This window comes from Chitinophaga sp. RCC_12 (genome assembly GCF_041360695.1).
Lineage (GTDB): Bacteria > Bacteroidota > Bacteroidia > Chitinophagales > Chitinophagaceae > Chitinophaga.
The window spans coordinates 162327-187405 of record NZ_JBFUPS010000005.1 but is presented as its reverse complement, the minus strand read 5'-3'; the positions used below and the strand labels follow the sequence as shown (position 1 = coordinate 187405).

Genomic DNA, 25079 nt, shown 5'->3' with positions numbered 1-25079 from the left:
AAAAAATTCACTTTCCAAAAAAGAAGAAGCGGATAGCTGAACAGCCACCCGCTTCCTTTATCTTAAAAACACTTTTTTATAACCCCGCTCCCAGCCAGCTGTCTGGTACCGGTTGCAGCTTACTACCATTCACGCTGTATTCCAGCTTCAGCGTGTATCCGCCTCCCCCTTCTACAAACGCTACTTTAATAGGTGCCATCCTTTCTCCAGCGCTACCTGCCCGCTTTTCTGCAACGGCGCATGCCAGCCGTCGTTGTTCACCACTTCCTGTTCATCGATATATAAGATGGCGCCATCATCTGCCGTCAAATAAAAACTATAGATCCCCGTAGCCGGCACATTAATATAACCATACACCCGCGCACCAAACGGACCGCCTCCCTTACCCATTCCTTCGGGAATAATGGCATTGCTCACACGGATGGAGCTGTCGGCCGGCTCCTTGATCTTTGCAGCGCTTTTATAGGAACCTTCAACATAATCCAGCTTCAAACCCGGCCGCGCATCTTTCACTACGGTAGCTTTGCGGTAGGCTTCTTTGCGGTAACGAAGGGTATAAATATCGCCCCGGTTGCCCGCAGGACTGAAAGCCGCCAGCCTGATCGTTTGCGGCTCACGGATCACGTAATTGTCCGGTAATACGGCGGCCTGCTCACCGGGAATAGTACCATCCGTTGTATAACGGATAGTCATGTCCGTTAGTGGTTTCTTCACCTCCAGCGTCACCTGGTCTACAAACACATTATCTTCTGTAAAACCATCCAGGTCAGGTAAACGGTAATGCACACCCAGCACATCCAGGCGTTTGTATTGTTCGTTGAGGCGTTGCAGGTAGTGATCGTACTCATTCCGGTTGGTCCACAATACTTCCGCCAGCGCAGTCATACGCGGCATAAACATATAGTCGGCGCGTTTCTCGGAAGGAATGTATTCCGCCCACATATTCGCCTGCGCACCCATGATGTGCGTCGCCTCTTCGGCCGTTAAGCCTTTTGGCACCGGCTGAAAATGATATACATTATAAATGGAATTACGATCCGGCACCGCGTCGAAATACAGCGGGTTACCCGGTGTCATGATCACGGAGTTGCCATGCCGTGCGGCTTTTACAGGGGCATCAGGCACCCAGGAGCGCCAGTACATCAGCACCGCCGTAGGACTGATACCTCCTTCCAATATTTCATCCCAGCCAATCAGCACCTTGCCTTTCGAGTGGAAAAACTTTTCCATGCGCTTCACAAAATAGCTCTGCAGCTCTTCCACCGTTTTCAGGTTGTTGGCCTTCATCACTTCGGTACATAGCGGAGAAGCAGCCCAGCTGGTTTTCTCTACTTCATCGGCGCCGAGGTGAATATATTTTGAAGGAAACAACGCGGCGATTTCTGTAAACACATCTTCTGCAAAAGCAAAAGTAGATTCATTACACGGGCAAATAGGCGTGGAAAAATTCTTACCCCAGCCTATTTCACCACTACAGGTAAGAAAAGGATACGCCCTGATAGCGGCCATCATATGACCAGGCATATCAATTTCAGGAATAATTTCTACCTGCCTGTCGGCCGCATAGCGGATAATACCGCGCATCTGCTCCTGCGTATAAAAGCCGCCATACAGCGTTTTACCATCTTTATGAATAATATGCTGTGTATCAATAGCCATGTCCGGGTTGGTGGCGGCCATCTTCATACAAACAGAATCCTGGTTATTAAACTCTCTCCAGGCGCCCTGTGTGGTGAGCAACGGGTATTTTTTTATTTCTATGCGCCAGCCCTGGTCATCGGTCAGGTGCAGGTGCAGCTTATTCATTTTATATAATGCCAGCAGGTCGATGTATTTTTTGAGATAATCAACCGAGAAGAAATGACGCGATACATCCAGGTGCATACCACGCCAGCCGTAGGCCGGATGATCTTTCACGAGCATGGCCGGGATAGCAATGCTTTTTAACGCCGCCGCATGCGCTCCTTCAATGGAAGCCGGCATCAGCTGCCGTAAGGTTTGGATGGCACGGAAAAATCCTGCCGGTGTGCGGGCGGTGATCAGCAACTGTTGCTCACTCACGTCCATCGTATAATCTTCCTCGCCGGCAAGCGCAGCATTCTGCTGCATCACAATGGCGCCCTTTACGGGTTTCATTGTCGTCCGCAGGGATGCGCCCAATGCCTGGGTAAATAACGATTGCAGCTGCGCCGCTTCGGTAGCAAATTGTGCCCGGTTGGCCGGCAGCACCAGTTTGGTGGCGGGTGTAATTACAAATGAGCCGGTCCTGGCCTCCAGCTGCTGCGGATAAGGAATTAAGGGATAGCGCTCAGATTGCGCGAAAGTAGCCTGCATCAGTAAACACAAAGCCCCTGCAAGCAAGAAAATCTTCTTCATAAAAAATCTCATTAAAGCATGATGTCCAAAGGGCAAACCTAATAAGAAACAAGGCGACAAACTAATGGGATCTTCACTTATCATGCAGCTATATTCATCTCTGACAGATGTTAATCCTTATAATCTGTGATCTTCAGCAGTTCAAAAAACTCTTCTTCCCGCAATTCTCTTACTTCGCCGGGTTGCATGTCTCCCAGCAACAGGTTTTCGATAGACACGCGGATCAGCCGCTGGCAGCGGTGATGCACGGCTGCCACCATTTTACGCACCTGGTGGAATTTCCCTTCGGTTAAGGTGATCAGCAGCCAGGTATGCGGTACTTTAATGGGCAATTCCCGTGGATGATCAAACAATCCCTCCGGGCGCGCTACTATTTCCACGCGGCATGGCGTGGTAATGTACTCCTCGCCTTCTCCCACGCAAATAGGCACCCCTTCTTTCAAACGCTGCAGCGTGTCCTCGCTCATCTCCCCTTTTACCTTTACGAGATACGTTCTTTCATGCGGTACTTTTCCCTGGAACAACAACCGCGTCACCTTTTTATTGGTGGTCAATATCAGCAGCCCTTCGGAATGATTGTCCAGCCGCCCAATGGCATGGGTTCCCTCCGGGAAATCAAACGGCAGCTCGCCCAGCAACCTCACATCATGAGAGCTGACAAACTGCGACACCATATCAAAAGGCTTGTTAATAATGAAGTATCTGTGCATAAGAGGCTGCAAAGTAAGTTATATCAGCAGGATATCGATCCGGTGCGCCTGTACCAGCTGCTGCTGGTTCGACCACGAGAAGATCGTAAAGTACCCATCCTGCGAAGCTACCAGCGCCTGCGAATCGTGCTGGTCATGTACAAACTGCGCAGCGGATAAATGCCTCGTTCCCCCGATGGCTGACGGATGTATCAGCGTAGGCACGCCGCCTTCTATCGGCTCGGCCAGCAATACTTTATCAACCGGCCACGCATCTTTGGCCCGGGTGATCTTGGCCCCAAAAGCCAGTAACTCCTGCTGGTCGTTTACAATAGTGGCGCCGTCTACAGCGGTAAGCCCGGTGATATTCTCCACTTCGCGGCGGAGCGCATTCTGCCAGAAAATCTCCGTCACGCTTTTTCCATCATAGCGCAGCAAATCGGCCACTCCCGAAAAGGCAGGGCTGATAGGATATTGAAGCGGGTGAATAATAGATTCACGCCAGGCGTCGCTGTTGGAAGGCGTTACCAGCAAAATACCACCCCGTTTGTGCGCGCGCATGGAGACGGCAATTTGTATCAATACATTCACGCTGTTGTTCCATAAACAGGAGGGCGTTAAGCCCAGCAGGGATTTCAGGATCGGCGGACTGTCGGGCAGCAACCCGCTGTCTTCGTTCACCACCTTCACCTGGTCGCCACGGAGCATGGCCACATTGGTAAACTTGCCCAATCCGGCGGCACGGCGGTGTTTCACCACCAGCAATCCCGGCTCGGATACGTCCAATACAAAACAGAGGTTGGGTAGTTTTATGGTAGTGCCCCATACGTGCAGCTCATCGCCCACCGGCCATACGCCGATATGAATGCCGGGGCGTTCCACGCCCGGCGCCAGTTTGGTGAGCAGCTGCGGCGTGAGCAGCAGGGGTTTCTCAAAAAGCAGGGGCTTGCCGGCCTGTGAAGGTGGCAAAAACGCCAGGGAAATCCGGATGGCGTTCCCTTCCTCCTTGCGTAAGCTGGCCCAAAAGGCCACGTCGATAATCTTTTCCACCTGCCAGGCTGCCGGCACAGTAGCGAGATCATCTTCTCCATTCTCCTTCGCAGCGCAAAGATGTTTCTTAAAATGTGCTTCTATCGTTCCGGCCACCTTTGCAGCGGCCTGGTATGTTGCGTCGTTTGCTATTTCCATAAATCCTGGTCACATTTAATCGTCCTTATATAATATTAAACCGCTAATTTAAATCATTTCGGAATAGCAGGAAGCATGTGAACTTTTCTGTCCCTGACGTTGTTTCCCTATTAACGACCATTTTCCTTCCTGGCGTAAACACAATCAGCAATCTTCATCATTCCCAATTCAACACACCCAAAACTCCATTTGTATGAAGAGTAGAATGCTGATGCTGTTATGTATGCTCCTGACCGGATGGCTGTCATCCGTCACAGCACAAAAAAAACCAAACATTATTATCCTCATGTCCGACGATACCGGCTGGGGCGATCTTGGACCCTATGGCGGCGGTGAAGGCCGGGGAGCGCCCACGCCCAATTTTGACCAGATGGCCCGGGAAGGAATGCTGTTCTGGGACTTCTACGGTCAGCCCAGCTGCACACCCGGCAGGGCGGCAGCCATTACAGGCCGCATTCCCAACAGGAGCGGCATGACCACCGTGGCCTTTCCCGGCGATGGCGGCGGGCTCCCAAAAGAAGAATGGACCCTTGCCTCCGTACTGAAAACAGCGGGATACGCCACCTTCTTCGCCGGCAAATGGCACCTTGGCGAAGCAGATTACGCCATGCCCATTGCCCATGGGTTTGATGTAATGAAAAATGTAACCCTCTACCATCTCAACGCATATACTTATGCAGATCCGAAATGGAACGCGGATATGCCACCTTCCCTGCGTGACCGGTGGGCCAAAGGTACCAAAGGCGCCCTGGAAGGCGAAGCCGGCAAAGGTTTCCGTGAAGTGAAGAAAATCGACGGCTCCGTTATTCCTTATCTCGACGAAACCACCGAAAATGAATCCATTAAATGGCTGGAACAGGCTGCTAAAAGCGATAAACCATTCTTTATGGAGATTTGTTTCGCTAAAAACCACCAGCCCAACCTGCCACACCCCGACTTTGTAAATAAATCCACCGGTAAAAATAAATATGCCGATTGCGTGGTGGAACTGGATACCCGCGTGGGCCAGATCATGGAGAAGATCCGTAGCCTCGGCATTGCAGAAAATACACTGGTGGTGTACACCGTTGATAACGGCACCTGGCAGGATGTGTACCCTGATTGCGGTTACACTCCGTTCCGTGGCACCAAAGGCACCGTAAGGGAAGGCGGTAACCGCATTCCCACTATCATGTGGTGGCCTGGTACCATCAAAGCCGGCAGCCAGAATCACGACATCCTCGGCTCACTCGACTTTATGGCCACCTTCGCATCATTGGCAGGCATCAGTCTTCCTCAAAACGACCGTGGCGGAAAACCCATCATCTTCGATAGCTACGATATGTCGATGGTATTAAAAGGTACCGGCAAATCCAAACGCCATACCTGGATGTACTTCACAGAAAATGAACTTTCTCCCGGCGCGGTACGCATCGATCAGTTTAAAGCAGTATTTAATTTAAGGGGAGATGGCGGTCAGGCTACCGGCGGCCTCGCAGTAGACGCTAACCTCGGATGGAAAGGCGAAGAAAAATATGTGGCTACCGCCTCACAAATCTTTGACCTGTGGCAGGACCCCCAGGAAAGGTATGACCTCTTCATGAACAACTTTACCGAAAAAACATGGTTTCTTCCAAACATACAGGACGAAATCACGGAGTTTATGAAAACATACGCAAAATATCCTCCCCGCAAACTGCAAAGTAATATTTATACCGGCCCGATTACGATCACGGATTATGAAAGACTGGAAATGATAAAAGAAAAGATCAAAAATTATAAGGTAGGTACCGGCGGCGGTATGTAACTTTTTAAATCTTTTAATAAACGCGGTGGACAAAGCTCCGCTGCGTTTATTAAAAGCTAAAATAATATTAATAGCGGCGAATTTACGGTTAACAAGCTATCTGGAAATCAAGTAATTTGAGGTTACTTGTAACCACGTATGGAAATAAATACTTACAATGAGAGGGAACTTTTGTTGAGCCTCGCTCAGGGCAACGATCATGCCTTTGCGGGTGTATTCCATCACTACCGTCACCGCATATACGCTATTGCCTTCCGCCTGCTCAATTCTACCTCACAAGCTGAGGATATTGTACAGGATGTTTTTCTGAAGATGTGGCTCAAGCGGTATGAACTCCATGAAATCAGTCACTTCAAAGCATATCTCTTTACCACTACCCGCAATCATATTTTCACGTCCATGAAACTGCTGGCCCGTGAACAGCTCATGGAATCCGAGCTGTCGGCCGCCATGGTACCGGATGTAAGAGACGCTCATGTCATCCATAAAGAATATGAACAGATCCTGCAACATGCCATTGCCCAGCTTCCGCCCCAGCAGGAATTAATCTATAAACTCAGCAAGGAAGAAGGCCTGAAAAGAAATGAAATCGCCGACCGTCTCCAGCTAAGCCCCGAAACCATTAAAGTACACCTGGCCAATGCCATGCGGTCTATCCGTGCATTTTGCCTCACCCGCATGGACCTTAACACCTTCCTTCTCCTGGTTTGGATTTACAGTTAAATATTTTTTTTTGAAAGCACTAACCCATGTGCTTCTTTTTATAGTCTCCTTATTCAAATCGCTATTCATGACAGTATCCCGATTCAGATACCTGTTTGATCGTTACTATAGCCGGCAATATACCCCGGAAGAAAAAAAGGAGTTTATGCTCCTGATGGAACAGTCAACACATGACGAAGAACTTAAACAATTACTCGATGAACTACTCCGGCAGGCAGATGAGGACAGCAGCGCCATGCCGGACGATACCGCCGCCAACATGCTGCAACAGATCATGCAAACCGGCAACACGGAGCCACAACCCGCCACTGTGCACAGGATACCGGTATGGAAACGCGCAGCGGTAGCTGCCTGCGTGCTTGGCGTACTGGCACTGGCTGGTTATAAACTATATGTAAAAAGCACCGCCGTTAATACCGCTGTTGCCAGCAACCACGCTCCTGCCCGTAAAGAAGAACACGCCCGCCTGGTACGCGGCGATGGCGCGGTAATCGACCTGGAACAACATAAAGAGGAAGCAGTAGATGTACAAACCGGCGTATCCGTTGCCCGCAAAGGCAACACCCTTGCCTACAACAGCAGCACCGCCATCACGCCTACCATCAATACCCTCTATACCAATAAAGGAGGTACCTACCAGTTAATATTACCCGATGGCACCAAAGCATGGCTCAACGCCGCCTCTTCCATCCGTTTCCCCACCGCATTCACCGACAGCACCCGCGAAGTAACCATCCAGGGAGAAGTATATTTTGAAATAGCACAACTGGCCAGTCAGCCTTTTATTGTAAAAGCCAACAACATGAAGATAGCGGTACTCGGTACCCACTTTAATGTGATGGCATATGAAGAAGAACAAAACATCTGCACCTCCCTGCTGGAAGGCGCCGTAAACATCATCAGCGGAAACACGGTACGGCAAATGAAACCAGGGCAGCAGGCGCTCGTAAACCGCGATCATCATGGTATCAGTATCAGCAACGCCGATGTAGATGCAGCGATCGCCTGGAAAGAAGGCCGCTTCGAATTCAATGGCAACATCAAAAGTATTATGCGCGAACTGGCCCGCTGGTACGATGTGCAGTTTATATATGAAGGCGAGCTGACAAATAAAGCGTTCGCCGGCACCTTCTCCCGTCACGACAGCCTGAAAGATATTTTGCAACAACTGGAATTAACCGGCAGTATTCATTTCAACATCAACGATAAAACAATTACAGTAAGTCCTTAAAGCCACGCATTTTTTTAGTTATGAAGAAAGAAATAAGTCAGCCAAAATCAACGACAGCTTAACATTTAAAGCTATTTACCGGCAGTGAATAATTACCAGCGGCCTGCTCGCACTGGCGTAGCTATGCCCTTATGTTCCTGTTCCATTATCAACCTTAATAACATGCTAAATCGCAGTAAAAAATGATGCAAACTTCTCTGAAAGTCCGCCATAACTGGTGGCATGTTTCATCGAACCAAAAACTATTATGCTTTATGAAACTAACCTTTCTACTGCTGCTCTCCGCCGTTCTCCAGGCCCACGCCACCGGCTATGCGCAGCCCGTTACGCTGCACGTAAAAGCAGCTCCCCTCACGGAAGTGATTAAATCTATCAGGAAACAAACCGGGTATGTATTTGTATTTGACCTGCAAATGGTGGAAAATGCCAAACCGGTTAACTGCTCACAGGACAACGTACCCCTGGAGCGCCTGCTGGACGACATCTTCCGGGACCAGCCTCTCACCTGGACCATCGTTAAAAAAACAATTATCCTTAAAAAGAAACCCCTCATCGCCTCCACCGTTCCCACCGGCACGGTGCGCATAAAAATAAAAGGACAGGTAACGGAAAACAGCGGCACCCCCATGGTAGGCGTATCCGTTGTTAATAAAACATCCCACACCAACGCACTCACCGACGAACTGGGCATCTTCACCATAGAAGCCAATGTGGGCGACAGCCTCCTCTTTACCATGATTGGTATGCTGCCGCAAACAGTACAGGTGAAGAACGATAAACTCCTGAAAATAACGATGCAGCAAAAAGTATCGGATGTTGGTGAAGTAGTGGTGGTAGCCTATGGCACCCAGAAAAAAACCAGCATGGTGAGCGCGGTCACCAGCATCAATCCAAAAGAACTGAAAGGCCCTACCAGCAATCTTACTACCATGCTCGCAGGCCGCCTGTCGGGTGTAATATCCTACCAGCGCAGCGGGGAGCCCGGCAGGGACAATGCCAGCTTCTTTATCCGCGGTATCACTACTTTTGGAACCGGCAAAGTGGACCCGCTCATCCTCATCGATGGAATGGAATCCAGCACCAATGACCTCGCCCGCCTGCAGCCGGATGATATCGCCGGGTTTTCTATTTTGAAAGATGCCACCGCATCTTCCCTCTATGGCGCCAGGGGCGCTAACGGCGTGGTATTGGTAACGACCAAATCCGGCGTGGAAGCAAAAACATCTTTTAATGTACGCTTCGAAAACTCGGTTTCCAGCAATACCCGCAACTTCCAGTTTGCAGACAACATCACCTACATGAAGCTGGCTAATGAAGCCGTGCTCACCAGGTTTCCACTGCAGGATGTTCAATACTCCCAATCTAAAATAGACCATACCGCCGCCGGCGATGATCCGCTGCTGTATCCGAATAATAACTGGATCGAACAACTGATCAAAGACTACACCGTCAACCAGCGCACCAACTTCAACCTGAAAGGCGGCGGAAAAGTAGCCCAGTTCTACATTGCAGGTACTTATAACGTGGACAATGGCGTGCTAAACGTTGATCAGCGGAATAACTTCAACAGCAACATCAAACTAAAAAACTATTCGCTCCGCTCCAATGTAAACATTAACCTCACCCCTACTTCGCAGGCAATTGTACGTACCTACGGCCAGTTCGATGATTATAACGGACCAGTAGGCGGTGGCGCAGGGCTCTTTTCACAAACTATATGGGCCAACCCCGTTATGTTCCCCGCCGTTTATCCCGCCAGCTATGCACCGGAATTAAAACATCCATTGTTTGGTAACGCCATCAAACCAGGCTCCCCCAGCCTGCCCGGCAACGGAAGTAACCTCTATAATAATCCTTACGCCAACTCCGTTTCCGGCTACCAGCAATACAACACCTCTACACTGCTGGTACAACTGGAACTGAAACAGGACCTTAAATTCCTGCTCTCCGGCCTCACCGCGCGCATGATGGGTTATACAGAGCGTTACTCCTACTTCGATGTAACACGCAGGTACACCCCTTACTTTTATACCATGAGGTATGATCAGTTCACAAAAGAACCGCTGCTCACTTCTCTCAACACCAATGGTACTGAATACCTGGGCTATGAACCCGGCAATAAAGTGCTGAACACTACCGCATACATGGAAGCGGCGGTTAACTACAACCAGCAGTTCAATAAAGTACATAACGTGTCCGGTATGCTCATCGGCCTGGTACGCAACTACCTCACTGCCAACGCCGGTACACTGCAAACATCCCTGCCACACCGCAACCAGGGCGTGTCCGGCAGGTTTACCTACGACTACGACAGCCGTTATCTTGCAGAATTTAACTTTGGATACAATGGCTCCGAAAGATTCGCCAGCAACCACCGCTTTGGATTCTTCCCCTCCGCCGGTATCGCATGGAACCTTCAAAACGAAGCGTTCTTTAAACCATTCGCCAGAACAATCGATAAACTGAAACTCCGCGCCACCTACGGACTGGTAGGTAACGACCAGATCGGAAATGAAGACGACCGCTTCTTCTACCTGTCAGATGTAAATATGAACGACAATTCCAAAGGCGCCTCCTTCGGAGAAAGAAGAAGCTACTACCGCAATGGCGTATCCGTGAACCGTTATGAAAACCGCGACATCACCTGGGAAAAATCATACAAAACAAACCTCGGTATGGAGGTCGGCCTCTTCAACGCCATGAACATCACCCTGGACGTATACCAGGAAAACCGGAAAAATATCCTCATGACACGGAGCACCATTCCAAGCACCATGGGGCTCAATGCCGCCACACAGGCTAATGTTGGCGAGGCCTCCGGTAAAGGGGTGGATCTCTCGGTCGACTATACGAAAAGTTTCAACAACAACTCCTTTATACAGTTCCGCGGTAACTTCACCTACGCTACCAGCAAGCTGCTCGTAAATGAAGAACCCATTTACCCGGAAGAATACCGCTCACGGGTAGGACATCCCCTTTCCCAAAGCTGGGGCTATATCGCAGAACGGTTATTTGTAGATGAACAGGAAGTAGCCAATTCGGCCTACCAGAACTGGGGACAGGCAGTAATGGGCGGAGATATCAAATACCATGATGTAAACGGCGACGGGCAAATCAACAGCTCCGATGCGGTGCCGATCGGGTTACCCACCACACCGGAAATTACTTACGGCTTCGGGTTTTCTTTTGGCTACAAACAACTGGACCTTAGCTTTTTCTTCCAGGGATCTGCCCGCTCTTCCTTCTTTATCAGCTCTTACCAAATTTCACCGTTTGTGCTGAACGAAGGCGGCCAGCATGGCCTGTTACAAGCCATTGCGGATGATCACTGGAGCGAAAGTAACCGCAACCTCTACGCCATGTGGCCACGCCTCAGCGACTACTTTGTGAACAACAATAATCAAATGTCTACCTGGTGGATGCGCAGCGGCGACTTCCTCCGGTTAAAGTCGCTCGAAATGGGATACACTTTTTCCAAACGCCTGCTGGACCGCGTACACATGACCAACGCACGCATCTACGCCAACGCCTCCAATCTTTTTGCGATCAGCAAATTTAAAACCTGGGATCCCGAAATGGGAGGCAACGGGCTTGGCTACCCGGTACAAAGGGTTATTAATATGGGAATAACCCTGGGACTTTGATTCACCGCTTAACTGTGCAAATATGAAACAGACCAATACGCTCAATATACGCCGGCACCTGCAATGGTGCGGATTATGCATACTCCTTTTTTCTGCCGCTTCCTGTAAAAAATTCCTCGATGTAGTACCCGACAACGTGGCTACCATCGACAACGCTTTCACCATGCGCGCAGAAGCAGAAAAATACCTCTTCACCTGTTACTCCTATCTTCCCAACAGTGCGGACCTCTCCACGAATCCTGCCCTCGTGGCCGGCGACGAATTCTGGATGGTACGCCCCTACAGCACCAGTGAAACTCCCTGGCAGGTGGCACAGGGCTTCCAGAGCGCCAACAACGTGTATATGTCCACATGGGGATGGTACTACAAGGCGCTGCGCGACTGTAACATCTTCCTGGAAAATATCCATAAAGTGGTAGACATGCGCCAGAGTGAAGTAGACCGCTGGAGCGCAGAAGTGATGTTCCTTAAAGCATATTACCACTGGCTGCTGGTCCGCCAATACGGCCCCGTTCCCGTGATCCGGTACAACCTCCCCATCTCCAGCACCGCTGAAGAAACCAAAGTGCCACGCGAACATGTGGATACTGTATTCAGCTACATCTCGCACCTGTTGGACACCGCCGCAGCCGGGTTGCCGGAAATCATCGCCGACAGGTCTACAGAACTGGGACGCATCACCAAACCGATTGCACTCGCCATCAAAGCACGTATATTGGTAACCGCTGCCAGTCCCCTGTACAACGGCAACATCGATTACACCGCTTTCAAAAATTCCGACGGCGCACCACTGTTCAATACCGCCTTCGATGCCAACAAATGGAAAGTGGCCGCCGATGCTTGTAAAGCAGCCATCGACGCATGTGAACGTACCAGCATGCTGCTCTATACCTTCAGCGAGCTGGGGGTAACGTTGTCGGATACACTCACCCGGCAAATGTCTATCCGCAACAGCACCTGCGAACAATGGAACCCGGAAATCATCTGGGCCAATCCCAGCGTAAGCACCTATGAAATACAACGACAGGCCATGCCCCGCCTCGATCCTGCCCGCATAGGCAACGAATCGGTACTCGGCAGCCTGGCGCCCACCATGAAAATTGCAGAGCAATTTTATACCGACAAAGGCGTGCCCATGAACGAAGATAAAACCTTCGACTATGCCGGTCGCCTGAAACTCAGAACAGCCGTAAAAGCAGAAGGAGAACTCATACAGGAAGGATATACTACCGCGGCCATGCACTTCAACCGCGAGCCCCGCTTCTACGCAGATCTCGCATTCGATGGAGCCATATGGATGATGCAAAAGAAAATGTTCCATATAGAATCCAAAGCGGGTCAGTGGCAAACACGGAAAAATATTTACGATAATAACACTACCGGCTACTTCGCAAAGAAACTGGTGAACTGGAAAAATGAAATCCTCGAAGGACAGGGCCTCTTTGTAGAAACCCACCCCTGGCCGGAAATGCGGCTCGCCGACCTGTACCTGTTATACGCAGAAGCATTGAATGAAGCAGAAGGCCCGCAACCCGCCGCTTTTACCTACATCGATAAAGTACGGGCCCGCGCAGGATTACCAGGCGTACAAGCCGCATGGACGGCCTACTCCAGGCAACCCGGAAAATACCAGACCAGGGAAGGCTTCCGCCAGATCGTGCAGCAGGAAAGACTAATAGAACTCGCCATGGAAGGCGCCCGCTTCTGGGATCTCCGCCGCTGGAAAAAAAGTATGGAAGAACTGAACAAACCGGTTACCGGCTGGGACGTGGACCAATCGGATCCCGTGTTCTACTACCGCGTAAGAACCCTGTACCGGCAAACATTCCAGACCCGCAATTATCTGTGGCCGCTGGAAAACTGGGACCTGCTCAACAATCCAAAACTGGTGCAGGGCTTTGGATGGTAATCTTTCATTTACTAAAAACGCACAACATGAACATCAATAAATATATCCTGCCGCTTGCCTGCTTACTGCTGGCAGCCGCCTGTAAAAAAGAAACACACGAGCCGGTAAATACCTCCGGGGAAAAACCTGGCGTCATTACAAATCTCAGCGTTACCAATATGCCGGGCGCTGCAAAAATTACTTACAGTCTGCCTGATAACAAGGATATCCTGTATGTAAAGGCCGTGTATGATATCAGACCGGGAGAGAAACGCGAAATAAGATCATCTTACTATAATAACTTCCTCGTGGTAGATGGCTTTGGCGACTCCGCCACCCACGAAATATCCCTGTACGTGGTAAGCCGTAACGAAACGGCCTCCGATGCGGTAAAAACAACCATCAAGCCGTTGTCGCCGCCCATGCTGATTGTACGCAAATCACTGGAGGCAAAAGCAGACTTCGGCGGTATCAACATCAGCTTTAAAAACGACGCCAAAGCAGATATTGCCATCGTTGTACTCACCACCGATTCTTTAGGCGCCTTCAGCTCATCTGATGTGCATTATACCAAACTGGAAACCGGCAACTATTCTATCAGGGGGTTTGCTGCAGAAAAGAGAAAGTTTGGATTTTTTGTGAGAGACAGATGGGGCAACCAGTCAGATACCCTCATACAGGAACTGACGCCCATCTTTGAAAAACTACTGGATAAAGCAAATTTCAGGGAAGTGAAATTACCGGGAGATGTGGACTACGGCTGGGGCCTGCCTATCCCCAACCTATGGAACGGAACATTATGGCACTCGGCAGATAAACTCGACGGCATGCCTATGTCTATCACGTTCGACCTCGGCGTAACGGCGCAACTGAGCCGCATTACCCTGTGGCAACGCCCTAATGAATGGATTTACCTGCAGAACAACGTCCGCAAGTTTGAAATATGGGGCTCCACCAATCCCGCCTCCGATGGCAGCTGGGACAGCTGGACCCGCCTCGTGGAACATACGGTGATCAAGCCTTCCGGCCTGCCCGTAGGACAAAAAACACAGGACGACATAGATGCCAGTATCGCCGGCGAACAAATGACCGTACCACTGGATGCACCACGCGTAAGATATATCCGCGTGAAAATACTCCGTACCTGGACCGACGGCGGATACGCCGCCAACATCCAGGAAATGAAGTTCTGGGGTAACGACAAATGATGATCATCTACCTAAAACAAAATTTATGCGCATCCTTCATTCTATCATATTATATAGTGTACTGCTGACAACCATCAGCGCCTGCACCAAACAAAGCGATTATAAAAAATACCTGGGCAACGGTGAAATACTGTACACCGGTAAAGCAGATTCACTGCTGGTACATTCAGGCCGCAACCGCGTGCAGCTATCCTGGCTCCTGATCTCCGATCCAAAGATCAGCCGCGCAAAAATCTACTGGAACAACCACAAAGACTCCGCCATGCTCGATATTAAACGTACCAGCGGCGTAGACACCATCCGCTACGTTATCAGTAATCTCGAAGAACGGGCCTATACGTTTGAAGTGTATAACTTCGACCGCGATGGTAACACCTCCGTAAGATCAGAAGCAACCGGTTTTGTATATGGTAGTTTTTATGAAGATGCCCTGCTGACCAGGGCCTTCAGCAACGCGGAAATGAAAGACGGGAACGCGGAAATAAGCTGGGCCAACATCGACACCACCGGCGGTATCATCGGTATGCAACTGCAATACACCACCGCCGACAACGTAGCACACGACACCGTTATTGCTGCAGAAGCGGAAGGCCAGGTAACCGTTCTTAACAACTATCTTTCCATGAGCACCTTCCGTTACCGTACCTTGTACATGCCGGATAAGCTTTCGGTAGATACCTTTCACACCCCTTATGAAACAAAAGGCGTAAAGGAGAATATCACTGCAACGTATATACGTAACCCAGGCAACCCTTTCATACTGGACAATACCAAACCGTTTAGCGGCCGCTTCGGGCAGGTGAAAGACTGGCAATACAACGCTGAAGCATCCAGGAACGGCACCTATGATAATATCGACGGCAGCGGCAGGCTCACCATGTGGATCTGGGGCAACGGCCCTATCACCAACGGCAAAATTTACCAGACCATTACCCTGCCGGCAGGTGAATACCGCTTCGAAGCAGCCGCCTCCAATATAGATAACACCCTGGAAAACACCTGGCTGTTGGTAGCGGAAGGCAACGCCTTACCGGATGTAGACCAGGTAAATACCGCGTTGGGCGCAGCAAGGATTGTAGACAACAACAACAAATACGCCTCTGTTGCCTTCACGCTAACAGCCACCACCACCATCACCGTAGGATTCACCGGTACCTTTACCAATCCCGCGGAACAAACCATCCGGATAAGCAACGTATTACTGATCAGAGATAAATAGCAATTGCATCATGAACAAACAACTTAGGAAATTAGGGATCATCCTGCTGTTATGCAGCCCAATCATCACCCTGCAGGCGCAGGAGAAAAAATGGATCGGACATGAAACGCCCGCCGAAAAGGAAAAACGCATGGCCTGGTGGACACACGACCGCTTCGGTATGTTCATCCACTGGGGACTGTACGCCATGCCCGCCCGGCACGAATGGGTGAAACATAACGAAAGACTCACCAACGAACAATACCAGAATTATTTCGACTTATTTAACCCCAACCAGTTTGATCCGAAATCCTGGGCAAAACAGGCAAAGGCCGCGGGCATGAAGTACGCCGTACTCACCACCAAACACCATGAAGGCTTTTGTCTGTTTGACTCCAGGTACACCGATTACAAAGCCACCAACACCAAAGCCCACCGCGACCTGGTACGGGAATTTGTAAATGCCTTCCGCGCAGAAGGCATCAAAGTAGGCTTCTATTACTCGCTGATCGACTGGCACCATCCCGATTTCACCATCGATGGCGTACATCCGCAACGGGTGGAGAACGGCGCCGACAGCACCTACGCACGCCTCAACAAAGGCAAAGACATGAACAAATACCGCCAGTACCTCCGCAACCAGATCACGGAGCTGCTAACTCAATACGGTAAAGTGGACATCCTCTGGCTCGACTTCTCCTATCCCGGCAAAAACGGCAAAGGCAAAGACGACTGGGACGCGGTAAACCTCCTGAAAATGATCCGCAAGCTGCAACCCGGCATCATCGTGGACAACCGCCTCAACCTCGAGGAATATGAAGATGGCGCCGACTTCCTCACCCCCGAACAGGTAAAGGTGGAAGAGCTGGCACAATACCGCGGCAAAACATGGGAAACCTGTCAAACCTTCTCCGGCTCATGGGGCTACTACCGCGATGAAAACTCCTGGAAAAGCACCCACCAGCTGCTGGAACTCCTCATCGGCTCCGTAAGCAAAGGCGGTAACCTCATCCTCAACGTAGGCCCCACCGCCCGCGGCCTGTTCGACTACCGCGCACAAAGCGCCCTCGGCAACATCGGCGACTGGATGAAAGGCAACAGCGAATCCATCTACGGCTGCACCTACGCACCGGAGACTTTCGAAACACCCAAAAACACCATGCTCACCTACAATCCCACCACCAAAAGATTGTACGTACACCTGCTGGAATACAACAACCGCCTCCAGTTACCGCAATACAAAGGCAAAATCAAATATGCTCAGCTGCTGCACGACAACTCAGAAGTAAAATTCACCACTGATGGCAACAACGTCACACTAACCCTGCCTGACAAACAACCCAACGTGGAAATCCCCGTGGTCGAGTTAGTCCTCAACTAGCAGGGTGCAGCGTAGGTTGTCTTACTCAGGATTAAACTTATTTCACTGATTACGCTGATTTGATCACTTTGTGATTTTAACAGATTTGGGGAGATAAAAGCGGAGACGCGGATTTTGTCTTTCTCGCTGATTACGCTGATTATACTGATTTTTAGATTTTGTTTTTAAAATTTTAAAATGATTGGGGAGATATAAGCGAAAATATCCGCTTATATCTCCCCAAATCTGTTAAAATCACAAAGTGATCAAATCAGCGTAATCAGTGAAATAAGTTTAATCCTGAGTAAGACAACCTTCGCCGCATGGAATTTATTATATTTAGTTCATGAAGAAGTATATTTTCCTTGTTCTCACGGCCGCTGCATTGCTGGCGGGTATAGCTAACGGTAAAGCACAAACGCGCAGTCTCTTTAACTTTAAGGACCTCAGTGGGTGGCATATTGATGTTCCTGCCATGGATAAAGATCCGAACGTGAAAAGCCCGTTCATTGTAAGGGACGGCGTTTTTGTGAGCCTGGCTAATCCACAGGGGCACATTATTACTGATGCCACCTACGAGAATTTCCGGCTGGAGGTGCAATACCGCTTCCCGGCCAAACCAGGCAATTGCGGTGTACTGGTGTTCGCTTCTACGCCACGGGTATTATATGATATGTTCCCGAAGTCCATCGAAGTACAATTGCAAAACCAGGATGCCGGTGATTTCTGGTGTATAGGTGAAGATATCACCGTACCGGATATGGAAAAACGCCGGGGGCCGAAAAGCGAATGGGGAGCTGTGGATGGTAAAAAGCGCCGCATCATCAATCTTACTGATGGCTCCGAAAAACCATTGAAAGAATGGAATACGATGATCGTGGAATGCGTAGGCAACGCCATTAAAGTATGGGTAAACGGCGACCTGGTGAACTATGGCACCAATGCCACTGCCAGCAAAGGACAAATCGCCCTGCAGGCGGAAGGGTCTGAAGTGGAATTCCGGAAAGTGGACCTCACGCCTATTACGGCGTTCTCCGAAAAAGGACATTGATATGAAATTACCGGAAGCGGGCGTAGTTATTTCTGCGCCTAGCGCTCCGCCTTTTCCCTTTCTTTCTGTGCTTTTCTTTCCCGCTTCGCCTGTTTCCTGAAATAGCCGCGGAACAGGAAGTTGTTCCGCAACGCTAACATATTGGTATCCAGTTTCTGGGTACTGCTTTCGAGGTTATAGATCGTTTCTTTAAAGGCATCCGCCAGCAGCGTGTCTTTTAAGAGCATGCCCACCGGCGCTTCCGGATCATCCAGGTTGGCCCGCACCCCTGCACTGGCCTGCCGCAGCTCCTGAACAGTTTGATTGGCGTTGAGCGCGGCGCTGTTCATTTCGGTAACGGCTGCACGAAGTTGCGCAAATACCACCGTATCCGTTACCAGGTCGTTGGACAATACGCCCTTGGTTTGCAGCTTGGCGGCATATAAAGATAAAGCCCCCGTAAGCCGGCGGGTGTTTACCACTGCGGCATTCAAGCCGGCCATGGTGGCATTCAGATCTTTGTAAACAGTATCGTCGGTAATCAATTTCCCTAAAGTGCCTTTCCCGTCTACAATGCCTTTGGTGATCACTTTCAGGTTGTCGGTTATTTCCACCAGGCTTTTATTGTTTACCTGCAGGGTACTCATAATTTCTTCGGTGCTTAAACCGCTGACCACATGGAGCTGATCGCCGTCTTCTATTACCGGCATGTTGGGCGTACCGCCGGACAGCATCACGATCTTATTACCCATCAGCCCCTCAGAGCTGATGCGGGCCTCTACATCTTTATGGATAAACTCCTGCGAGCTTTCATCAATATTCATCAACACCAGGATCTGGTTGGTTCTCACAAAACTGATCTTTTTCACCGTACCGATCTTTACGCCGGAGTACAGGATATTACGGCCCACGGACAAACCGTTCACATCTTTAAAATAAGCCTTCACCTGGATGGACTTGCTGAATAGTTTCTGTTGCTTGCCCAGCATCATCACGGCGGTTACAAAAATGGCAAGGCCCACAAATACAAAGATGCCTACAATGACAGCGCGTTTTTTTCCTGCTTCCATAACTTACTGTATAAAATTATAGTCGTAAAAACTTTTAATAAGTCCGTCCTTCTCGTTAAATACTTCTTCAAAACTTCCCTGCCGTATAAATTTTCCTTCATCCATCACGGCTACCCGGTCGCCCACTTCCTTGGCACAGGTAAGATCATGGGTAATAATAATAGAACTGGTATTGAATCTTTCCTGTACAGCGATGATCAGTTTATTCAGCTCCATACTGGTGATGGGATCCAAACCGGCAGTGGGTTCATCATACAGCATAATTTCCGGCCGCAGGATGAGGGTACGGCCAATGCCTATTCTTTTCTTCTGGCCACCCGACAGCTCCGAGGGCATCTGGTTAATGGTTTCCGGTAACCCGATGGCTTCCAGTACAATGTCGATCGTTTTCCGGATCTGCTCTTTGGTCATGTCCCGCTGATTACGTTTCAGCGGAAAGGCGAGGTTTTCCCCTACCGTCATGCTATCGTACAGGGCGCTGCTTTGAAAAGAGAACCCTACCTTCAGCCGCAATGCACGCAGGTCGGCATCTTTCAGCTGATCCACCTCTTCCCCCAATACATTCACGGTACCTGCATCCGGCCGCAGCAGCCCGATGATAATTTTTATCAGCACCGATTTACCCGTACCGGAACGGCCCAGCACCACCACATTTTCGCCTTTATGAAGATCCAGGTCGATTCCCTGTAGCACATGCTTCTCTCCAAAAGACTTATAAAGGTTCCGGATACTGATCACGGTTTCATTCATATCTATCTGGTGATCGTTTGTTTTCATGACTAGCGGATGGAATTAAACACGTGAACAATAATTACTTCTTCTATAAATATCAGGAACATGGATACAATCACGGATACATTCGCTGCCTTACCCACGCCCGTGGTGCCCTGGCTCGCATTAAAGCCCTGGTAACAACTCACAATGCCGATGGTAAACCCGTACAGGATAGCTTTAGTAAGAGCGGTGGTATAATCCAGGAAAGTGATCTGCGCAAAGGCATTATCAAAAAACGATACCAGGCTGGTTTGTTCGTGCGCATGTACATCAAAGTAAGAACCCAAACAACCAATGAGGGCGTTATAAAACATGAGCAGGGGCAAACAAACCGTCATGGCAATAACGCGGGTAACCACCAGGTAACGGAAAGGGTTAATGGCAGATACCTCCATCGCATCAATCTGTTCTGTTACCTTCATCGACCCAAGTTCCGCGCCGATGCTCGAGCCCACCTTACCTGCACAGATCAGGGCCGCGATCAGCGGCGCCAGCGCTCTCACCACCGCAATAGCCACCAGCGACGGCAGCCACGCGGTAACCCCAAACTCCGATAAAGTAGGACGGGATTGCTCCGTAAACACCACGCCGGTGATAAACCCCGTTACCGTAACAAGGGCCAGCGACTTATACCCCACCTGGTAACATTGCCGTACAAACTCGCCCCACTCAATAGGAGGCCGGAATGCCTCCCTGAAAAAGCGACCTATAAAGGCGGCGATATGATAAAACTGGAGAAAAAAGCCATCAATTTTTGCGGTAATGACCGGCTTATCCGATTTTCCGTTGGTAGAATTCATCTTCTTGTTAATGCTTACTCACTTATTACAATTCTATGCCGCTTTTGTTAAATACTCAGATGTTAACGTCAGGCCCCGCTGTCATAGGATTTTTTGACGCCACAGCACCGGAAGCTGCTGCACAGGAGTAAGATCCCGTGAGGATGTCCCTTCACACTACGGTCATTATCTTCCCCAACTGCACAAAAAAAATGCAGCGGAATGTTGTTCCCCTGCATTATCTGTGGTAATAGCTACTTCATTATTATAACTGCATACTGATGCCGCCGAAATAATTCCTTCCCGGGGCAGGATTGTAATAACGGCCGCCAAAGGCGTTAAGATCGTTGCCCAGGCTATAGTTTACGTTCAGGAGGTTGTCGGCCCCCGCGCGCAAGCGGATGTTGCAACGCGAACGCAGCGGCAGTTTCCAGCTTACATTGGCCTGCAGCAAATGATAGCCGCCGGCATATACGCTGTTGGCGTCGTTCAGCGGTATGCTGCTGGTAAAAGTATGCTGCGCATATAACGACACTGCCGCAGGGAACTGCCACAACAAACTGCTCACCAGCACATGCTGCGGCACGCCGGTGAGTGCATTCCCCGAATAGTCTTTCCCATCGGCGCTTACATAATGGTTAAACCGGAAGTCGCTCAGCGTATACCCTTCCTGCCAACGGATGCCGCGTAACACACCGCTGTTGCGTGGCTTCATCAGCCACCACATGCCCTGTACCTCTATCCCTTTCTGCTGAACACCGCCGGCATTGGTAAAAAACTCCTCGCCATTGTCGTGCTGCCGGAGCACAATGGCATTTTGCATTTTATAATAAAAGAAGGCCGCATCGATCGTTGCCGTATGGTTGCGGGAAGCCGCGCGTACACCGGCTTCATAGTTCCAGCCGGTTTCCGGTTGCAGCGCCGTGTTGATTACGTTGTCGGATGCACGAACTTCTGCCGTAGCGGGCGGGGAATAGCCCCTGCTAACCGTAATACGGCCCGTTACCTGTGGCGTAAACAGGTACGACAGCGAGAAGCGCGGCATTAGCTGCGGCGTGAAGTTGATTTTCGTGTGCCCGTTGCTGTTGTAGCGGTAACCATAATAATTTAAACTGGCGGCTGCCTCAAAGGTAAATGCGTTCACATTGGCCTGGAAGCGGGTAAAGAAAAAGTACTGATCTGCTTTTAGTTTATCGGCGGCCATCACCGTGTCGCGCTTGCCTTGCTTGTTGCCATAATTGATCACGTCGGTGGTGGTTTGCTGCCACTCGGCGCCGTTCAGCCATTTCCATTGGAACGGGGAAGGGCGCTGTGGATCGTTGGTCCATTGCAGGTAGGTGCGGAAGCCGGCGGTATTTTCATCCCGCGCTTCATAGTTGGTGATAAAAGGATTTTCGAAATGGGTGTTGGCCCCGAACACCGAGAGCACGTGCTGTAGCCGTGGGGTAAACTGCGCTTCGTGGACCAGTCCGCCCTGGAAAGTACGGTTATAGATGCCGGCCTTTTGTGCTACCGCTCCCGGCGTAGCGGGCGTACCGGGTCTGGCGGCACGGGGATTGGCCTCGCTCTGCGCCAGGGTTAGTCCTCCCGGCGTGAGGTACGACAAATCCGAGTAAAACGCCAGCAGCTTCAGTGCGTAGCCGGGTTTGTATTCCCAGCGTTGGGCCGTTTGGGTATAAGAGCGTTTCATGGCGGTATTTTCCCGGTAGCCATCTGCCCGCTGGTATCCCTGGAATACCTGTACCTGGTAATTTTTCCATTGCTGCTGCCAGGCTGCACTGCCATGAAACAGGCCATAGCTGCCTCCCTGCAGGTTCACCTGCAGGTGGTGCGTGTCGGCCGGCGGCGGGAAAAGATCCAGTCGCACCACCCCGCCGGAATTGGCGCCAAACAGGCTGCCATCCGGTCCCTTCAGTATTTCCGCCCGGCTTATCGCGTCGGCGTCTATAAGATTGAGATAAGTATTGCCTCCTGCATCGGTCAGCGGGATATCATCTGCATAAATTTTAATATTCCGGATACCAAAAGGAGAACGGAGCAAACTACCCCTGATGGATAAACGATAACTGCCCGGCGACCGCTCCTCCATTCGTATACCCGGCACCGTATTTATGGCGGGCAACAGGGAAGCGCCCTGCTGAAGCTGCATGTCGGCGGGCGACAGGATACTCACGGCGGTGGGCACACGCTGCAGCGAGGCTTTTGAATAATAGGATTGCACCACCACCTCCGGCAACTGCTGCAGGGTGTCCTGCTGGGCCTTTAGCCCCGGAGAAAAGGATAGCATGGTTAATAAAATGCCTGCCGGCAAAACGCTCATTCGCATGTCAGTAATTCTTTATCCGCCGCGGAAGACGGTCATCTTTCGGCTTAAGATATAAATATTTCTGCGAATGCAACCGCTATTTGTGTGGAACTGTTATACGCCTGTTTTGGTGGTAATCCGCACCTGGTGGGTATTGAACACCTGCGAATATGGCGGAACACTTTTCGTGATAAAAACGCTGCCGCCAATAATACTGCCCTGCCCGATCACGGTATTGCCGCCCAGGATGGTGCTGCGCGCATAAATGATCACGTTGTCCTCCACCGTAGGATGCCTCTTTACATCCGACAGGTCTTTCGTTACATGCAGCGCACCCAGCGTTACGCCCTGGTATATCACCACGTTGGAGCCGATAATACTGGTGGCGCCAATCACGATGCCCGTGCCGTGATCTATAATAAAGGGTACACTGATGGTAGCGTTGGGATGAATATCGATCCCAGTTTTGCCATGCGCAAACTCACTGATGATCCGTGGCAATACCGGTATATCCAGTTGCGTTAGCCGGTTGGCAATGCGGTATACCGTGATGGCATAAAATCCCGGGTACGATACAATTACCTCGTTCACACTGGTGGCCGCCGGGTCGTATTCGTGTATTTTAGCAGCATCCTGGCGAAGGTGCTGATAAATGGTTCCCAATGAGTTATAAAAGGCGTTTACAATTTCTTCTATAGGTACCTCGCGGGGATCGAGGTAACTGAGCAGGATATTCTCCAGGTCTATCTGGTTCTTTTTTAAGATGCCCTCATAGGAGGTTTGCTTAGGGAGATGATTTCCCGGGAATAAAAAACCAACCAGGTCATTCAGCCAGGTAATGGCATCCTGGGCAGACGGCGTAGCTTCCCACTCCGCATGATGCGTTTTCCTGAGTAAACTGATTAATGTTTGGGTATGCTTGTTATCCATACGGGTGTGGGATTTACCGGTAAGATATGAATAATCTACTAAATTAGTAGGGTAATGTTTTAAAAGAAGAAAATAAGCAGCAGGCCGGGATAATATGTAATTTTGCGGCTCATCCTGTTTTTTATGAGACCAGTTTTTGCTTTTATCTGCGCCCTGCTGACAGCAGGCGTCACATCTGCCCAGGACAGCAGCAGGTTCCGGATTAACATCGCCCATCTCACCGGTAACCTGTACGTATATACGTCTTATGGAGAATTCAAAAATGTGATCTACCCTACCAATGGCGTGTATGCGGTAACAAAAAAGGGCGTGGTAGTAATGGACACGCCCTGGAGCGTGGATCAAACCCGGCAGCTGGCAGACAGCATCCTGAAAAAGCACCACCGCAAAATTACTTACTGCATCGTTACGCATTTTCATGAAGACAGAACCGCCGGTCTCGACTTCTTCAAAAAACTGGGCGTAAAAACCTACAGCAGCACTGCCACCCTGGAGTTGTGCAAGGCCAAAGGAGAAAAACAGGCGCAATATGTATTTACCAAAGACACCACTTTTAATATAGGCGGTGTGAAAATACAAACTTACTATCCCGGTGAAGGACATACGAAAGATAATATCGTTGCCTGGTTCCCTGCCACAAAAGTATTGTACGGCGGCTGCTTTATTAAAAGCAGCAAGGCAAAAGATATCGGTTATACCGGCGATGGCAACGTAAAAGCATGGCCCGCCAGCGTAGCAAGAGTGAAACAACAATTCCGCAACCCGGCTTATGTCATCCCTGGTCATGATGCCTGGCGCGACAGCGCAGCCGCCATGTTCTCCCGCACATTAGAACTCCTTTCCCTGTAAACGCACACTTAAAGTAAAACTTTAAGTAAAGATGAAAATTAATTAAAATTC

At 50.1% G+C, this 25079-nt stretch carries 19 protein-coding genes; 10 read left to right on the top strand and 9 right to left on the bottom strand.

Features of this window, described 5'->3' with window-relative positions:
* Nucleotides 1–76 precede the first annotated feature (76 nt).
* The 4 genes from AB6805_RS16585 to AB6805_RS16570 all read right to left on the bottom strand — a co-directional run bounded on the left by AB6805_RS16585 (nucleotide 77) and on the right by AB6805_RS16570 (nucleotide 4253).
* On the bottom strand, nucleotides 77–199 hold the full coding sequence (locus AB6805_RS16585) for a hypothetical protein (protein WP_370910553.1): 123 nt from the start codon (nucleotides 197–199) through the stop codon (nucleotides 77–79).
* Nucleotides 181–2376 carry a family 20 glycosylhydrolase gene (locus AB6805_RS16580; protein WP_370910552.1) on the bottom strand — a complete coding sequence of 732 codons (2196 nt, stop codon included), beginning with the start codon at nucleotides 2374–2376 and terminating at the stop codon, nucleotides 181–183. Before AB6805_RS16580 ends, AB6805_RS16585 begins: the two co-directional genes overlap by 19 nt.
* Nucleotides 2377–2486: 110 nt before the next feature.
* The gene (locus tag AB6805_RS16575) at nucleotides 2487–3086 is read right to left on the bottom strand and encodes a pseudouridine synthase (RefSeq protein ID WP_370910551.1); all 600 of its coding nucleotides are present in this window, start codon (nucleotides 3084–3086) and stop codon (nucleotides 2487–2489) included.
* 18 nt (nucleotides 3087–3104) lie between these two features.
* Nucleotides 3105–4253, bottom strand: coding sequence for a putative sensor domain DACNV-containing protein (locus AB6805_RS16570; protein ID WP_370910550.1), 1149 nt, complete (start codon nucleotides 4251–4253; stop codon nucleotides 3105–3107).
* Nucleotides 4254–4446: 193 nt separating this feature from the next.
* Between AB6805_RS16570 and AB6805_RS16565 the strand changes: the two genes are divergently transcribed.
* The 9 genes from AB6805_RS16565 to AB6805_RS16525 all read left to right on the top strand — a co-directional run bounded on the left by AB6805_RS16565 (nucleotide 4447) and on the right by AB6805_RS16525 (nucleotide 18342).
* On the top strand, nucleotides 4447–6039 hold the full coding sequence (locus tag AB6805_RS16565; protein ID WP_370910549.1) for an arylsulfatase: 1593 nt from the start codon (nucleotides 4447–4449) through the stop codon (nucleotides 6037–6039).
* 138 nt (nucleotides 6040–6177) lie between these two features.
* Nucleotides 6178–6762: an RNA polymerase sigma factor gene (locus tag AB6805_RS16560; protein WP_370910548.1), complete on the top strand. Its 585-nt coding sequence runs from the start codon at nucleotides 6178–6180 to the stop codon at nucleotides 6760–6762.
* 67 nt (nucleotides 6763–6829) lie between these two features.
* Nucleotides 6830–7993 (top strand): FecR domain-containing protein, encoded by a 1164-nt coding sequence (locus AB6805_RS16555; protein WP_370910547.1) that lies wholly within the window; start codon nucleotides 6830–6832, stop codon nucleotides 7991–7993.
* Nucleotides 7994–8247: 254 nt separating this feature from the next.
* Nucleotides 8248–11637 (top strand): TonB-dependent receptor, encoded by a 3390-nt coding sequence (locus AB6805_RS16550; RefSeq protein ID WP_370910546.1) that lies wholly within the window; start codon nucleotides 8248–8250, stop codon nucleotides 11635–11637.
* Between the two features lie 22 nt (nucleotides 11638–11659).
* Nucleotides 11660–13546, top strand: coding sequence for a RagB/SusD family nutrient uptake outer membrane protein (locus AB6805_RS16545; protein ID WP_370910545.1), 1887 nt, complete (start codon nucleotides 11660–11662; stop codon nucleotides 13544–13546).
* A 26-nt stretch (nucleotides 13547–13572) separates the two neighbouring features.
* Complete coding sequence (locus tag AB6805_RS16540) at nucleotides 13573–14733, top strand: DUF5000 domain-containing lipoprotein (protein WP_370910544.1); 1161 nt, start codon at nucleotides 13573–13575, stop codon at nucleotides 14731–14733.
* A gap of 25 nt (nucleotides 14734–14758) precedes the next feature.
* Complete coding sequence (locus AB6805_RS16535) at nucleotides 14759–15952, top strand: DUF4998 domain-containing protein (protein WP_370910543.1); 1194 nt, start codon at nucleotides 14759–14761, stop codon at nucleotides 15950–15952.
* Between the two features lie 10 nt (nucleotides 15953–15962).
* On the top strand, nucleotides 15963–17312 hold the full coding sequence (locus AB6805_RS16530) for an alpha-L-fucosidase (RefSeq protein WP_370910542.1): 1350 nt from the start codon (nucleotides 15963–15965) through the stop codon (nucleotides 17310–17312).
* A 325-nt stretch (nucleotides 17313–17637) separates the two neighbouring features.
* Nucleotides 17638–18342, top strand: coding sequence for a DUF1080 domain-containing protein (locus tag AB6805_RS16525; RefSeq protein WP_370910541.1), 705 nt, complete (start codon nucleotides 17638–17640; stop codon nucleotides 18340–18342).
* Between the two features lie 38 nt (nucleotides 18343–18380).
* Here AB6805_RS16525 and AB6805_RS16520 read toward each other — a convergent pair whose 3' ends face one another.
* From AB6805_RS16520 to AB6805_RS16500, 5 genes are all read right to left on the bottom strand, one after another.
* Nucleotides 18381–19391, bottom strand: coding sequence for an MlaD family protein (locus tag AB6805_RS16520; RefSeq protein ID WP_370910540.1), 1011 nt, complete (start codon nucleotides 19389–19391; stop codon nucleotides 18381–18383).
* Nucleotides 19392–19394: 3 nt separating this feature from the next.
* Nucleotides 19395–20168 carry an ABC transporter ATP-binding protein gene (locus AB6805_RS16515; protein ID WP_370910539.1) on the bottom strand — a complete coding sequence of 258 codons (774 nt, stop codon included), beginning with the start codon at nucleotides 20166–20168 and terminating at the stop codon, nucleotides 19395–19397.
* 2 nt (nucleotides 20169–20170) lie between these two features.
* On the bottom strand, nucleotides 20171–20965 hold the full coding sequence (locus AB6805_RS16510; protein ID WP_370910538.1) for an MlaE family ABC transporter permease: 795 nt from the start codon (nucleotides 20963–20965) through the stop codon (nucleotides 20171–20173).
* A gap of 244 nt (nucleotides 20966–21209) precedes the next feature.
* Nucleotides 21210–23270: a TonB-dependent receptor gene (locus tag AB6805_RS16505; protein ID WP_370910537.1), complete on the bottom strand. Its 2061-nt coding sequence runs from the start codon at nucleotides 23268–23270 to the stop codon at nucleotides 21210–21212.
* A 93-nt stretch (nucleotides 23271–23363) separates the two neighbouring features.
* Nucleotides 23364–24179, bottom strand: a complete 816-nt coding sequence (locus AB6805_RS16500; protein ID WP_370910536.1) for a serine O-acetyltransferase — start codon at nucleotides 24177–24179, stop codon at nucleotides 23364–23366.
* Between the two features lie 123 nt (nucleotides 24180–24302).
* Here AB6805_RS16500 and bla point away from each other — a divergent pair, with 123 nt between their 5' ends.
* Nucleotides 24303–25028 (top strand): BlaB/IND/MUS family subclass B1 metallo-beta-lactamase, encoded by a 726-nt coding sequence (gene bla, locus AB6805_RS16495; RefSeq protein ID WP_370910535.1) that lies wholly within the window; start codon nucleotides 24303–24305, stop codon nucleotides 25026–25028.
* The last annotated feature ends 51 nt before the right edge of the window (nucleotides 25029–25079 follow it).

Coding starts and splice junctions, on each gene's coding strand:
- AB6805_RS16585 (WP_370910553.1), bottom strand. CDS start 199: ATGGCACCTATTAAAGTAGCGTTTGTAGAAGGGGGAGGCGGATACACG.
- AB6805_RS16580 (WP_370910552.1), bottom strand. CDS start 2,376: ATGAAGAAGATTTTCTTGCTTGCAGGGGCTTTGTGTTTACTGATGCAG.
- AB6805_RS16575 (WP_370910551.1), bottom strand. CDS start 3,086: ATGCACAGATACTTCATTATTAACAAGCCTTTTGATATGGTGTCGCAG.
- AB6805_RS16570 (WP_370910550.1), bottom strand. CDS start 4,253: ATGGAAATAGCAAACGACGCAACATACCAGGCCGCTGCAAAGGTGGCC.
- AB6805_RS16565 (WP_370910549.1), top strand. CDS start 4,447: ATGAAGAGTAGAATGCTGATGCTGTTATGTATGCTCCTGACCGGATGG.
- AB6805_RS16560 (WP_370910548.1), top strand. CDS start 6,178: ATGGAAATAAATACTTACAATGAGAGGGAACTTTTGTTGAGCCTCGCT.
- AB6805_RS16555 (WP_370910547.1), top strand. CDS start 6,830: ATGACAGTATCCCGATTCAGATACCTGTTTGATCGTTACTATAGCCGG.
- AB6805_RS16550 (WP_370910546.1), top strand. CDS start 8,248: ATGAAACTAACCTTTCTACTGCTGCTCTCCGCCGTTCTCCAGGCCCAC.
- AB6805_RS16545 (WP_370910545.1), top strand. CDS start 11,660: ATGAAACAGACCAATACGCTCAATATACGCCGGCACCTGCAATGGTGC.
- AB6805_RS16540 (WP_370910544.1), top strand. CDS start 13,573: ATGAACATCAATAAATATATCCTGCCGCTTGCCTGCTTACTGCTGGCA.
- AB6805_RS16535 (WP_370910543.1), top strand. CDS start 14,759: ATGCGCATCCTTCATTCTATCATATTATATAGTGTACTGCTGACAACC.
- AB6805_RS16530 (WP_370910542.1), top strand. CDS start 15,963: ATGAACAAACAACTTAGGAAATTAGGGATCATCCTGCTGTTATGCAGC.
- AB6805_RS16525 (WP_370910541.1), top strand. CDS start 17,638: ATGAAGAAGTATATTTTCCTTGTTCTCACGGCCGCTGCATTGCTGGCG.
- AB6805_RS16520 (WP_370910540.1), bottom strand. CDS start 19,391: ATGGAAGCAGGAAAAAAACGCGCTGTCATTGTAGGCATCTTTGTATTT.
- AB6805_RS16515 (WP_370910539.1), bottom strand. CDS start 20,168: ATGAAAACAAACGATCACCAGATAGATATGAATGAAACCGTGATCAGT.
- AB6805_RS16510 (WP_370910538.1), bottom strand. CDS start 20,965: ATGAATTCTACCAACGGAAAATCGGATAAGCCGGTCATTACCGCAAAA.
- AB6805_RS16505 (WP_370910537.1), bottom strand. CDS start 23,270: ATGCGAATGAGCGTTTTGCCGGCAGGCATTTTATTAACCATGCTATCC.
- AB6805_RS16500 (WP_370910536.1), bottom strand. CDS start 24,179: ATGGATAACAAGCATACCCAAACATTAATCAGTTTACTCAGGAAAACG.
- bla (WP_370910535.1), top strand. CDS start 24,303: ATGAGACCAGTTTTTGCTTTTATCTGCGCCCTGCTGACAGCAGGCGTC.